Origin of the sequence: Lentzea sp. NPDC042327 (assembly GCF_040647275.1) — a bacterium.
Classification (GTDB): Bacteria; Actinomycetota; Actinomycetes; order Mycobacteriales; family Pseudonocardiaceae; genus Lentzea.
The window spans coordinates 658,916-670,314 of the sequence record NZ_JBEZBX010000002.1 but is presented as its reverse complement, the minus strand read 5'-3'; the positions used below and the strand labels follow the sequence as shown (position 1 = coordinate 670,314).

Below are 11,399 nucleotides of genomic sequence, written 5' to 3'. Positions count from 1 at the left end.
GTCGCGGCCAAGCGGGTCGCGGCCAAGCGGGTCGCGGCCAAGCGGGTCGCGGCCAAGCGGGTCGCGGCCAAGCGGGTCGCGGCCAAGCGGGTCGCGGCCAAGCGGGTCGCGGATGAGCGGGTCGCGGATGAGGCAGATCGCGGCCCACGCCGACCGCAGACCGGCGCCAACCGCAGACCGGCGCCCGTCGCGGACCGGCGGGACGCGGGTAGGCGGGACGCGGGCAGGCCGTGCGCCGACCACGGCTCACGGGCCGACGCTGATCGCGACCAGCGGGTCGCGGCTGAGGCGGATCGCGGACCGACGCCCGCCGTCACCCGCCCTCTGCCAGCCGCCCCTGCCAGCCGCTCGCTGCCAGCCGCCCGCTGCCAGCCGCCCGCTGCCAGCCGCCCGCCGTCACCCGCCCGCCGTCAGCCGCCGAACTCCCGCTCCACCACCTCCGGCCAGGTGCCGTCGGCGAGGCCGCCCGCCATCAGCACGTCCCGCCAGTCGACGTGGCTCAGCTCCACGAGCTTCCTCAGCTGCCCAAGACTCCCTCCTGCCGCCAGCACCACGGCGGCGTGCACCCGTTCGACGTCCTGGTTGCCGGTTTCGGTGCCGGCCAGCTCCCGCAGGGCTTCGCCCGCTTCCTCGGGGCGGAAGTCGGCTCGCACCCGCGCGGCCACCCGCTCTGACGCGTTCATGACCGCGACGGTAACCGGCAACCAGCGCGGCTGGTCGGCCCGCGACCGTTCGGCCGACCACTCGGCGCGGCACGGCGAACGAACGGCCCGCCGCTGTCATGGGCACGCAGGACCACCCGCCCCGCACCGGGCAGCCGCCGACCGGTCGGCGCGTCCGTCCTGCCGGTCAGCGCGGTGCGACGCGGGGGCTGTCCGCGTCCGGCAGGGGGCGGGCCTGGTCCAGCACCTCGTCGGTGTACTTGTCCAGCAGCCGCGTGCCGATCTGCTGCGCGTAGCCGAAGATGACCGCCCACAGCAGCAGTGCCGCGGCCGAGGGGATGCCGATCAGGCCGCTCGTCACGCCCGCTCCCAGTGCCAGGATGCCGACCACCGCCAGTGCCGCGCCGAGCATGATCTTGATCAGCGCCTGGTAGCCGATCATCACGTACGGCGAGAGCGATGGCCGGCGGCGCAAGAGCAGGACCACGGCGGCCAGCACCGCGCCGAACGCGCCGAGCACCTGCACGAGCCAGACGTCCACTCCGGACGCCTTGGCGGTGCCGCCGGGGCAGACCGTCGGCAGCGCGTTCTCCTTCGGGTCCACGCACAGCGGGATGATGCCCGGCTTCACGATGCTCACCACGCCGAGCACGGTGTTGATGACGAACAGCACCAGTGATGCCGCGATCAGCTTGTTGCGCAACGCCCGCGAGCCCGCGTGGGCGAAGTCCGAGTTGTCGTACGCCGCCCGCAGGGCGTCGACCACGATCGCGCGTTCCACCGCGGGCGTGAACTCCCCCGGCCGCAACGACTCCAGGGCGCGGCGGCGGGGGTCGTCGTCGTCCAGGTACTGCGCCACGCGCGCCTGCAGGCCCGGCAGCCGGCCGAGGAAACCGCGCTCCGCCGAGATCGTCGCCACCTCGGCCTCGTGCAGCGCGCGCCAGGCCCGCTCGATGTACCAGCCCGACCACCACGACGGCACCATGCGCCACCACGGCTCGCGGTCGGTCAGCATCGCCTCCACCACGGCGGCCTGCTCCTCGGCCGTGCGGCGCCAGACGTCGCCCTCCGGGTCGACCGGGTCGGACGGGCCGAGCGCAGCCAGATCCGCGCGGACCCGGTCCAACCGGGACTGCACGACGAGTCGCCAGTCGGTGACTCTGGGTTTGCGATCGGCCATGGACCGATGGTGACAGGCACCACTGACAATTTCCGCAGCCATCCGTGTGACGTGCGGAAACGTCACCCGAGCGCCTCAATCGGTGATCACATGCCCTGGAAGCGGACCGTGACGGCAGGTCCGCGCGGCCGCCGCGGGCTCAGGCGGTCTGCGACGGCTCCACCAGTGCGCGGAGCCGGGGAGGCATCCTCTTCTCCAGCCCGTACGGTTCGAGGTGGGCCTGCAGCACGCCCGTGAACGCCCGCTCCACGGAGGCGGTGTCCCAGTTGTCGCTCTCCAGGATCGGTTGCTTGAAGTACGGCTGCCCCACGATGTGCAGCTGCCTGCCGTTGCACCGCACGACCTGCCCGGTGATGCCCTCGGAGCGGTCCGACAGCAGGAACAGCACCAGCGGCGCCACCTTGCCCGGTGTGCGGTCGGCCGGAATGGCGCGCAGGGAACGTTCGGACTTCCACACCATTCGCGTGTGGGCGACGGGACAGACGGCGTTCACGCGGATGCCCTCGGACTCCAGGTCGAGCGCCCACGAGTAGCTCAGCGACGCGACCGCGCCCTTGGTCGCGGAATAGGTGCCGAGTTTGCGCTGGCCGAAGGAGGCGCCGGAGGAAATGTTGATGATCGAGCCGCCGCCGGACCCGCGCATTGCGCGCATGGCGGCGATTCCGACGTAGATGACGCCGAGCACGTTCACCTCGACGACCTCCCGGATGGTCTCCGGGTCGTCCTCCCACGGCAGCGTCTCGTAGTTCAGGCCCGCGTTGTTGACCAGGCCGTCGATGCGGCCGAACTCGTCGACGCACAGGTCCACGATCTTCGCGGCCTCGCTCGGGTCCGCCACCGTGTGGTTGGAGGCGACCGCGCGGCCGCCGTAGCCGCGGATGTGCTCCGCCACGTTCTCGGCCAGGTCACCGTCGTTGTCGTTGACCACCACCGAGGCGCCCGCCAGCGCCGCGTGCATCGCGTAGGCCTCGCCGAGTCCTCGGCCCGCCCCTGTGATGACGACGGCTTTTCCGTCCAGGATCCCCATTGCACGCTCTCTTTCGGTTCTCGGCGGTGGTTCCCCTGACCCCCCTGTGGCCCTGTACCCGCCTTCGACAAGCGTGCGGACCAACCGAAGCGGTGCTCACCACGTTTCGTTGAGGTGACGCTGCCGAGCGCCCAATGGCGTAGCGAGTTCACCCCGGCAGATGACCCCGACTGATCGGCCCGGTGGTACCCCGGGCTTTTGCCCTCACCTGTTCGAGTGACAAATTGCGAGGAAAACACCCAAATGGTCCCCGAAAGCATCGAAAAGGGCCGCCTCCGGCTGGGGGAGGCGGCCCTGAATTCGACAGTTCACCGGTCCGTGTAGGTCAGGTTCTTGCCGCTGGACGGGTCGAAGAGCTGGATCTTGTCGGCGTCGAACCAGATCTCCGCGGGGGAGCCCGCGGTGGCACCCGACGCCGACGACAGCCGCGTGACGAGCGAGATGCCGTCACCCGGCACGTCGTCCGCGCCCATGTCCGCCGCGAGGTCCTGCAGGTCGGCCGAGGTGACCTGCTCGCCCTTGAGGTTGAAGTAGGCGTACTTGTCCGAGCCCATCGACTCCAGCACGTCCACGTTGGACGTGAACTTGCCACCGGAGGACAGCACCGCGCCGTCCACCAGCGCCGCGTCCTCGAAGTGCTCCGGGCGGATGCCCATGATCACCTCGCGGGGCGCGTCGGCACCCTCCAGCAGCTGCCGCACCCGGTCGGTCAGCGTCACGTCGCCGAGCGCCGAGCGCAGGCCGCCGTTCTCCAGCGACGCCGGCACGAAGTTCATCGACGGCGAGCCGATGAAGCCCGCGACGAAGAGGTTGGCCGGGTTGTCGTAGAGGAACTGCGGCGCGCCGATCTGCTGCACGATCCCGCCGCGCATGACGACGACCCGGTCGCCGAGGGTCATGGCCTCGGTCTGGTCGTGCGTCACGTACACCGTGGTCGTGCCGAGCTGCTTCTGCAGGCGCGACACCGAGGTGCGCATCTGCACGCGCAGCTTGGCGTCCAGGTTGGACAGCGGCTCGTCCATGAGGAACGCCTTGGGGCTGCGCACGATCGCGCGGCCCATGGCCACGCGCTGCCGCTGGCCACCGGACAGGTTGGACGGCTTGCGGTCGAGGTGCTGCGACAGGTCGAGGATCTCCGCGGCCTCCTTGACCTTCTTCTCGACCGTGGCGTTGTCGACCTTGGCCAGCCGCAACGGGAAGGCCATGTTCTCCTTCACCGTCATGTGCGGGTACAGCGCGTAGGACTGGAACACCATCGCGATGTCGCGGTCCTTGGGCGCCTTCTCGTTGACGCGCTGCCCGCCGATGCGCAGCTCGCCGTCGGTGATGTCCTCCAGGCCCGCGATCATGTTGAGCGTGGTGGACTTCCCGCAGCCGGACGGTCCGACCAGGATGATGAACTCGCCGTCGGCGATCTCGAGGTTGACCTCCTGGACGGCCAGCGCGCCGTCGGGGTACCTCTTCGTCACCTTGTCCAGAACGATCTCTGCCATTGGTCAACTCACCCCTTGACGGCGCCGGAGGTCAGGCCGGCGACGATCCGGCGCTGGAAGAACAACACGAAGAGGATGATCGGGATGGTGATCACGACGGCGGCCGCCGCGATCGACCCGGCCGGGTCCTCGAACTGCGAGCTGCCGGTGAAGAACGACAGCGCCACCGGCACGGTCCGCGACTGCTCGGTCGAGGTGAGCGAGATCGCGAAGAGGAAGTCGTTCCAGCAGAAGATGAACACCAGGATCGCCGTCGTGAACACGCCCGGCGCGGCCAGCGGCGCGATGACGCGACGGAACGCCTGCCCCGGCGTCGCACCGTCCATCTTGGCCGCCTTCTCGAGCTCCCAGGGGATCTCGCGGAAGAACGCCGACAGGGTGTAGATCGCGAGCGGCAGCGCGAACGTGATGTACGGCAGGATCAGGCCGGGCCACGTGTCGAAGAGGCCGAGCGAGCGCTCGATCTCGAACAACGGCGACACGAGCGAGACCTGCGGGAACATCGCGATCAGCAGCGAGACGCCGACCAGCAGGTTCTTCCCGGGGAAGTCGAGCCGGGCGATGGCGTAGGCGGCCATGGTGCCGAACACCACGGCGATCGCGGTCGCGATGAGCGCGATGCCGATGGAGTTGATCAGCGCCCGCGTGAACTCGGACGTCGAGAAGATGTTGCGGTAGTTCTCCAGACTCCACTCGCGCGGGATGAAGTTGCCGTCCGCCAGCGTCGCCGACGACTTGAACGACAACGACACGATCCACAGCACCGGCAACAGCGCGTAGATCACCACGACGGCGTTGAGCAGGCCCCAGCCGACCTTCTTGCCGGTGGTCTCCGCTCCTCCGATTCCAGCCATCAGCGCTTCCCCCCGTCGTCACTGCCGGGGGCAGCGGTGCCGAAGAGCTTGATGAACACGAACGCGATGATCGCGACCATGATGAAGATCAGCACGGACATGGTCGATCCGATGCCGAGGTTCAAGCCCTTGATCAGGTTGTTGTAGGTCAGCATCGACACCGACGACGTGCCCTGCGAGCCCGCGGTGAGCACGAAGAGGTTGTCGAAGATGCGGAACGCGTCGAGCGTGCGGAACAGCAGTGCCACCAGGATCGCCGGCTTCATGATCGGCACGGTGATCTTGATGAACCGCTGCCACCCGCTCGCGCCGTCCATCGCGGCGGCCTTGAGCAGGTCGTCCGGCACCAGTGCCAGACCGGCCATCAGCAGCAGGGCCATGAACGGCGTGGTCTTCCAGATCTCCGCGAGGCCCACGACCATGAGCGCGGGGATCTTCTCGGTCAGCACCGGCTCACCGCCGAGGGCCTCCGCGAGGTAGCCGGTGCCGGGCGTCCAGGCGAAGCGCCAGGAGAACGCGGCCACGACCGTGACGATGCCGTACGGGATCAGCGTCGTCGTGCGGACGATGCCCCGGCCGACCAGCGCGCGGTGCATGATCAGGGCGAGCGACATGCCCAGCACCAGCTCGATCGCGACCGTGACGACGGTCAGCACGACCGTCACCCACACCGCGTTCCACCAGTACGGGCTGCTGAGCACGGCGACGTAGTTGTCGAACCACACCCATTCGGTGCGGTCGGGGAACTTCAGGTCGAACTTCTGCATCGACAGCAGCAGCGAGTAGAGGATCGGCCAGCCGGTCACCGCGACCATGGTGAGCGCGGCCGGCGCGCAGAGCAGCCAGCCGAGCCTGCGCTCGGCCTTCTTGCCCTCGCTGAGCGCCACCTTCTTCTTGGGAGCGACGGGCTCCGCTGTCGCTGCCCCGGTCTTCTCCGCAGTCGCGTGGCTCACGGCAGCACCCCCTTGGAGTCGAGTGCGTCCTGGAGTTCCTGGCGCAGCCGGTCACCGGTCGCCTTGGGGTCGATGCTCGCCGGCGGCGACAGGACCGTGGCGATCACGGTCGACGCGTTCTGGTACGCGGGCGTGCGCGGCCGCACACTCGCGTTCTTCAGCGTCTCCTTGATGGTGTCGCGCATCGGGTACGCCTCGGCCATCTCGGGCTCGTCGTAGACGGCCTCGATGGTCGGCGGCACACCGTCCTTGAGCGCGGCGAGCTTCTGGTTCTCCGCGCTGCGCAGGCACAGCACCGCGTCGAACGACTCGTCCGGGTGCCTGGTGTACGCGCTGACGGCGAAGTTGATGCCACCGACGGTGACCTTCGACTTGTCACCGCCGAACGCGGGGTACGGCGCCCACTTGAAGTTCTTCGCGAAGTCCGGCTTCTTCTGCGCCGCCGCGTAGACGTAGGGCCAGTTGAGCTGGAACGCGGCGTTGCCGTTCTCCATGGCCAGGCGCGCGTTGTCCTCCGCGGCGTTGGAGAACGACGGGTCGATCGCCTTGGACGTGGCGAGCTTCTTCAGCGCCGCCAACGCTTCCACGGCCTTGTCGTCGACCACGGCCTTGGTGCCGCTCTCGTCGATGATCTTGCCACCGTTGGAGTTGACCAGGGTGTTGTACAGCACGACGAGCCCCTCGTACTGCTTGCCCTGCCCCACGATCCGGCCGGGTTTGCCCTGTGCGACCAGGTCCTCGGCCATCGTGATCATCTCGTCCCACGTCGTCGGCGCCTTCGGCACGAGGTCCGAGCGGTACCAGAGGAGCTGGACGTTCGTGTTGTCCGGGGCCGCGTAGAGCTTGCCCTCGTAGGTGGCGGTCTCCAGCGGCGTCCTCAGCGTGCCGCTCTCCACCTGCGACTTGACGGACCCGGTGAACTCCTTGAGCCAGCCCGCCTCCGCGAGCTCGGCCGTCCACGTGACGTCAAGACCGAGGACGTCCATGCTGTCGTCCTCGGCGGCGAGTCTGCGCACCATCTGCTCGCGCTGACCGTCCGCTTCCCGCGGCAGCTTGTTGTAGACGATCTTGTAGCGCCCCGCGGCCTTGGCGTTGCAGTTGTCGACGATCGCCTGGAAGTTCTCCTGGGGGTATTTGTAGACGTTGACGGTGATGCCGTCGTCGCTCGACCCGCACGCCGTGACGGTTGATGCCGCGAGCAACGCGACCCCCACACCGGCGGCGAGTCGATGGCGTCGGTTCGCACCCATCGGCCCTGCCTCCTTCCCGACTGCACGGAGGAGCCAGACCGCAATGCCCGGCACCTCGTCGTGCCACCGGCCGCACCCGGCGGACCGGTGCACCGAACCTAGGCCTGGTGATCAGGAGCCGCAACCAAGAGAGGCAACGATTCAGAACCAATAGCTGTTCTTCATGTCTCAACAGCTAGGGGTTTGAAGGGCGCATGGCCAGCCTGGCCAGCAGGTCACGGCCCTTCTCCGCCGATTTCGGGTGGCACAGCACGTCGTACCGCCCTGCCACCAGCTGGCTCGCCGACTGGAAGTCCCGCTTGCCCCGCGCCGACCCGTAGCCGACCGCGGCGAACACGAGCCCGAAGAACACACCGGTGATCAGACCCGTGAGCACCGGCCCGACCGTCACCCCCGGTTCCGGGCTGAAGAGGGTCAGCAGCAGGCCGACGAACAGACCGAACCACGCACCGCTGGCGGCACCGGTCATGAGGACGCGCCCCCAGGTGAGCTTCCCGGTGACCCGCTCGACCAGCATCAGGTCCACGCCGACGATCGTCACGTCCTGCACCGGGAAGTCCTCGAGCGCCAGGAAGTCGACCGCCCGCTGCGCCTCCTCGTAGGTGGCGTACGACCCGACCGGCCACCCCGTCGGCGGCGTGGGCAGGCGTGGCGGGACACCGGGTCGGTTCGGGTTGGCGAACGGACTCGTCACAGGGGACCACCTCTGTCGGACGCGCTGATCGTCCCATCCTGCCAGTGCCCGGTGCGCCGTGCTGAGACGCCTACGGGTGTTTTGCCGGATTGCTCCACTGACCGCAACGCCCACAGCGCGCTACTCGAACCGGACGACGAACCTGTGCTCGGCGGGACGTGGCGCATCTCTCCGCCACGGCGGAGAGGATCTTGACGATCTCCTCGTACAGCTCGTCGCCGAGCAGTTCCCTGCTGACCTCGGAGTCCACCCACACCAGCTCCACCGGACGTTCGACGTCGGTGCTCAGGCGGTCCCAGAGCGCGGACAGGTTGTTGCCGTAGTACGGCCCGAAGTCGAGCGGGCCGGCAAGCGCATCGTGAAACGCCCGCTCCCCCGTGATCGACTTTCCGTCGACGACCACCTTCACGACTCCTCCTGCTTCGAAGGACGCCCTGCTACCTCGCCGAGGACGACCGTGAGCTCGTCAGCGACGACCACCGCCCGCACGAACACCGATCCGACCGAGAGCTCCACACCGGTCGTCTTACCGCTCTCGACCACCAGCGAGATGTCCTCGACCCGACGTCCTACGAGTTCTCGGTAGTCCCCCTCGGACGACACGTCGAAGGCGGTCCACTTCCCCGAGCGGGCCACGAAGTCCTGGTTCTCGGGGGACAGCGGACCAGCGAACGGGTCAGCCCATTCACCGGTGGACAGGCGGAGCGACTCACCATCGGAGCCCGACTCGAAGAGGAGGACCGCACCGTTCTCCAGGGTGAGCTCGATCGGTCCCTCCTCGGCCTCGCGGTGGCCGCCGGGACGCACGTAGTTGACGCGTCTGACCTTGGCGATCACACTGCCCAGCAACTCATCGAGCCGTCCGACAAACATAGAAGCTTCTCCGGTGATGATCCGACGACTGCCCACACGATCCGTGGGCCACTTGCCGCCCTCGAACTTAGGCGAAGACCAGCCCGAACCGGTGCGCGAACGCACGGTAGGCGCGCGCGTAGGCGTCCTTGCCCGCCCCCACCCGCTCCCGCTCCTCCTCGATCACCGCGGCGGCCTTGCCGAGGTCGCCGTCGACGACGTGGGTGATCGCCAGCGTGCGCGGCCGGTCGAAGCCGAGCAGCGAGCGGTCAGCGCCGGGTGGTCACCGCGGCCGCGGGAGGCAGGGTGTGCGGGGGTTCGTCGGTGACCCAGGCGTACTCGATGGCGGACAACCGGCCGTTGGCGACCCACAGCAGCAGTTCGCCGATGTGCTCGCCGTTCGAGTGCACCTCGGCGCTGACCGGCAGCACGCCGTCGGGCACGTCAGCAGCGGGGCCGGAGGTGTCGAGGTCGAGGCTGGCCGATCCGTCGTACCACGGTGCGCGCACCTGGACGTGGTCGAGCTGGGCGTGCAGGCCGGGGAAGTCGGTGAGCAGGAGAGCCAGCAGTTCGCGTTCGGACGGGGCCAGTGGGCGCGGGTGGGCCGGGAGGTGGCGCAGGAGCTCGGCGGCGAGCAGGCGGAGCTCGGCCCACTGCGCGGCAGTGGCCAGTGAGGTGACGTGCCACACCGGGCCGGGGCCGCTCATCGTCTCCAGCAGGGTGTCGATGCGGTCGACGAACGGGCCGGCGGCCGGCGGGACCGGGTGCCGGCGGACGTCGTCGAACTCCAGGGCGAGCTCGTCGGTGGACGGAGCGGTGCCGATCGACTCCAGATGAGCGCGCTGGGCGGAGGCGGGCAGGGCGAGGCGGCGGGTCGGGCCGGCCAGGGGGTGCGTCATGAGGTCACCAGAGCATCGTCGAACGTGTGGTTCGAGTGTGGACCTGCGGGCAACCGGGTTTCAGTGCGGCACGGGCGGAGGAACGTCGTCAGCTCCGGCGGCACCTCGTCGAGGTGTTCGGTGAGCTGCAACAGGATCCGGCCACCGCCGAGGTGTTCGACGGCACGACGGGGTGCGGTGGCGAGAACCCGTTGCACGCCAACGAGCGCGGCGACCTGGCGCAGTCCCGGTGCGGGCCGGACGGGGAGCGTCAGGGGCCACTCCCGTGAAAGAGCGACCCCCAACGGGCTAACCCCGGCTCTGGTACTCCCGCAGCAGACCCCGGGAGATGATCGTCTTCTGGATCTCCGAGGTGCCCTCGCCGATCAGCAGGAACGGCGCCTCGCGCATCAGGCGCTCGATCTCGTACTCCTTGGAGTAGCCGTAGCCGCCGTGAATGCGGAACGCCTCCTGCGTCACCTCCGCGCAGTACTCCGAGGCGATGAGCTTGGCCATGCCGGCCTCGACGTCGTTGCGCTGACCGGAGTCCTTCAGGCGCGCCGCGTTGACCATCATCAGGTGCGCCGCCTCGACCTTGGTGGCCATCTCGGCGAGCTTGAACGCGATGGCCTGGTGCTCGGCGATGGCCTTGCCGAACGTCCTGCGCTGCTGCGAGTACTCGATCGCGAGCTCGAAGGCGCGGAGCGCGATGCCGCACGCGCGGGCGGCCACGTTCACGCGGCCCACCTCGACGCCGTCCATCATGTGCCGGAAGCCCTGGCCGGTGGCGCCGCCGAGGACCTGGTCGGCGGAGATCTCGAAGCCGTCGAACACCATCTCGGTGGTGTCGACGCCCTTGTAGCCCATCTTGTCGATCTTGCCGGGGATCGTGAGGCCGGGCAGGACCTCCCCGTAGCCCTCCGGCTTCTCCACCAGGAACGTCGTGAGGTTCTGGTGCGGCTTGTCCGCGCCCTCGTCGGTCTTCACGAGCACGGCGGTCAGGTTCGACGTGCCGCCGTTGGTCAGCCACATCTTCTGGCCGTTGATCGTGTAGCCGTCCGCGCCCTTGACGGCCTTCGTGCGGATCGCGGCCACGTCCGAGCCCAGCTCGGGCTCCGACATCGAGAACGAGCCGCGCACCTCGCCCGCGGCCATCCGCGGCAGGTACTTCTCCTTCTGCTCCTGCGTGCCGTGCTGCTTGAGCATGTGCGCCACGATGAAGTGGGTGTTGATGACACCGGAGACGCTCATCCAGCCGCGCGCGATCTGCTCGACGACGAGCGCGTAGGTCAGCAGCGACTCGCCGAGCCCGCCGAACTCCTCCGGGATCGTCAGGCCGAACAGGCCCATCTCCTTCATGCCCTCGACGATGTCGGCGGGGTAGGTGTCGCCGTGCTCCAGCGCCTGCGCGTGCGGGATGATCTCCTTGTCCACGAACGTGCGAACGGTCGCGAGGATTTCTTCCTGGATGTCCGTGAGACCCGCGGTCTGGGCGAGGCGCGCCATCGCACTTCCCTTCCGAAGCAAGAGTTACCGGCGAGTATGGACCGGTTAAC

The 11,399-nt window shown here is 68.9% G+C and carries 13 protein-coding genes; 1 reads left to right on the top strand and 12 read right to left on the bottom strand.

From position 1 onward, the window contains the following. Window positions 1–410 precede the first annotated feature (410 nt). The 11 genes from AB0A63_RS07120 to AB0A63_RS07070 all read right to left on the bottom strand — a co-directional run bounded on the left by AB0A63_RS07120 (window position 411) and on the right by AB0A63_RS07070 (window position 9,864). Window positions 411–683, bottom strand: a complete 273-nt coding sequence (locus AB0A63_RS07120) for a hypothetical protein (RefSeq protein WP_360386276.1) — start codon at window positions 681–683, stop codon at window positions 411–413. 166 nt (window positions 684–849) lie between these two features. Then, window positions 850–1,842 carry a hypothetical protein gene (locus AB0A63_RS07115; protein ID WP_360386274.1) on the bottom strand — a complete coding sequence of 331 codons (993 nt, stop codon included), beginning with the start codon at window positions 1,840–1,842 and terminating at the stop codon, window positions 850–852. A 139-nt stretch (window positions 1,843–1,981) separates the two neighbouring features. Next, complete coding sequence (locus AB0A63_RS07110) at window positions 1,982–2,869, bottom strand: SDR family oxidoreductase (protein WP_360386271.1); 888 nt, start codon at window positions 2,867–2,869, stop codon at window positions 1,982–1,984. 308 nt (window positions 2,870–3,177) lie between these two features. Then, the gene (gene ugpC, locus AB0A63_RS07105) at window positions 3,178–4,362 is read right to left on the bottom strand and encodes a sn-glycerol-3-phosphate ABC transporter ATP-binding protein UgpC (RefSeq protein WP_360386268.1); all 1,185 of its coding nucleotides are present in this window, start codon (window positions 4,360–4,362) and stop codon (window positions 3,178–3,180) included. 8 nt (window positions 4,363–4,370) lie between these two features. After that, window positions 4,371–5,216, bottom strand: coding sequence for a carbohydrate ABC transporter permease (locus AB0A63_RS07100; protein ID WP_360386265.1), 846 nt, complete (start codon window positions 5,214–5,216; stop codon window positions 4,371–4,373). Next, a complete protein-coding gene (locus tag AB0A63_RS07095; protein ID WP_360386262.1) occupies window positions 5,216–6,169 on the bottom strand; it encodes a sugar ABC transporter permease in 954 nt (317 codons plus the stop codon). Before AB0A63_RS07095 ends, AB0A63_RS07100 begins: the two co-directional genes overlap by 1 nt. Beyond that, complete coding sequence (locus tag AB0A63_RS07090) at window positions 6,166–7,419, bottom strand: ABC transporter substrate-binding protein (protein WP_360386260.1); 1,254 nt, start codon at window positions 7,417–7,419, stop codon at window positions 6,166–6,168. The genes AB0A63_RS07095 and AB0A63_RS07090 overlap by 4 nt, the downstream gene beginning before the upstream one ends. A gap of 175 nt (window positions 7,420–7,594) precedes the next feature. Continuing rightward, complete coding sequence (locus AB0A63_RS07085; protein ID WP_360386258.1) at window positions 7,595–8,113, bottom strand: general stress protein; 519 nt, start codon at window positions 8,111–8,113, stop codon at window positions 7,595–7,597. Window positions 8,114–8,183: 70 nt separating this feature from the next. Further along, the gene (locus tag AB0A63_RS07080; RefSeq protein WP_360386255.1) at window positions 8,184–8,522 is read right to left on the bottom strand and encodes a barstar family protein; all 339 of its coding nucleotides are present in this window, start codon (window positions 8,520–8,522) and stop codon (window positions 8,184–8,186) included. Beyond that, a complete protein-coding gene (locus AB0A63_RS07075; protein WP_360386252.1) occupies window positions 8,519–8,986 on the bottom strand; it encodes a hypothetical protein in 468 nt (155 codons plus the stop codon). The genes AB0A63_RS07080 and AB0A63_RS07075 overlap by 4 nt, the downstream gene beginning before the upstream one ends. A 248-nt stretch (window positions 8,987–9,234) precedes the next feature. After that, complete coding sequence (locus tag AB0A63_RS07070; RefSeq protein WP_360386250.1) at window positions 9,235–9,864, bottom strand: hypothetical protein; 630 nt, start codon at window positions 9,862–9,864, stop codon at window positions 9,235–9,237. A 26-nt stretch (window positions 9,865–9,890) separates the two neighbouring features. Between AB0A63_RS07070 and AB0A63_RS07065 the strand changes: the two genes are divergently transcribed. Beyond that, complete coding sequence (locus AB0A63_RS07065; protein WP_360386248.1) at window positions 9,891–10,133, top strand: hypothetical protein; 243 nt, start codon at window positions 9,891–9,893, stop codon at window positions 10,131–10,133. A 19-nt stretch (window positions 10,134–10,152) separates the two neighbouring features. On the opposite strand, the gene AB0A63_RS07060 is transcribed toward AB0A63_RS07065, so the two are convergent. Beyond that, window positions 10,153–11,349 (bottom strand): acyl-CoA dehydrogenase family protein, encoded by a 1,197-nt coding sequence (locus AB0A63_RS07060; RefSeq protein WP_360386246.1) that lies wholly within the window; start codon window positions 11,347–11,349, stop codon window positions 10,153–10,155. Window positions 11,350–11,399 lie beyond the last annotated feature (50 nt).

What these genes read in the sequence shown, in the direction of transcription:
- AB0A63_RS07120 (WP_360386276.1), bottom strand. Translation starts at nt 683, where the DNA reads ATGAACGCGTCAGAGCGGGTGGCCGCGCGGGTGCGAGCCGACTTCCGC.
- AB0A63_RS07115 (WP_360386274.1), bottom strand. Translation starts at nt 1,842, where the DNA reads ATGGCCGATCGCAAACCCAGAGTCACCGACTGGCGACTCGTCGTGCAG.
- AB0A63_RS07110 (WP_360386271.1), bottom strand. Translation starts at nt 2,869, where the DNA reads ATGGGGATCCTGGACGGAAAAGCCGTCGTCATCACAGGGGCGGGCCGA.
- ugpC (WP_360386268.1), bottom strand. Translation starts at nt 4,362, where the DNA reads ATGGCAGAGATCGTTCTGGACAAGGTGACGAAGAGGTACCCCGACGGC.
- AB0A63_RS07100 (WP_360386265.1), bottom strand. Translation starts at nt 5,216, where the DNA reads ATGGCTGGAATCGGAGGAGCGGAGACCACCGGCAAGAAGGTCGGCTGG.
- AB0A63_RS07090 (WP_360386260.1), bottom strand. Translation starts at nt 7,419, where the DNA reads ATGGGTGCGAACCGACGCCATCGACTCGCCGCCGGTGTGGGGGTCGCG.
- AB0A63_RS07075 (WP_360386252.1), bottom strand. Translation starts at nt 8,986, where the DNA reads ATGTTTGTCGGACGGCTCGATGAGTTGCTGGGCAGTGTGATCGCCAAG.
- AB0A63_RS07070 (WP_360386250.1), bottom strand. Translation starts at nt 9,864, where the DNA reads ATGACGCACCCCCTGGCCGGCCCGACCCGCCGCCTCGCCCTGCCCGCC.
- AB0A63_RS07060 (WP_360386246.1), bottom strand. Translation starts at nt 11,349, where the DNA reads ATGGCGCGCCTCGCCCAGACCGCGGGTCTCACGGACATCCAGGAAGAA.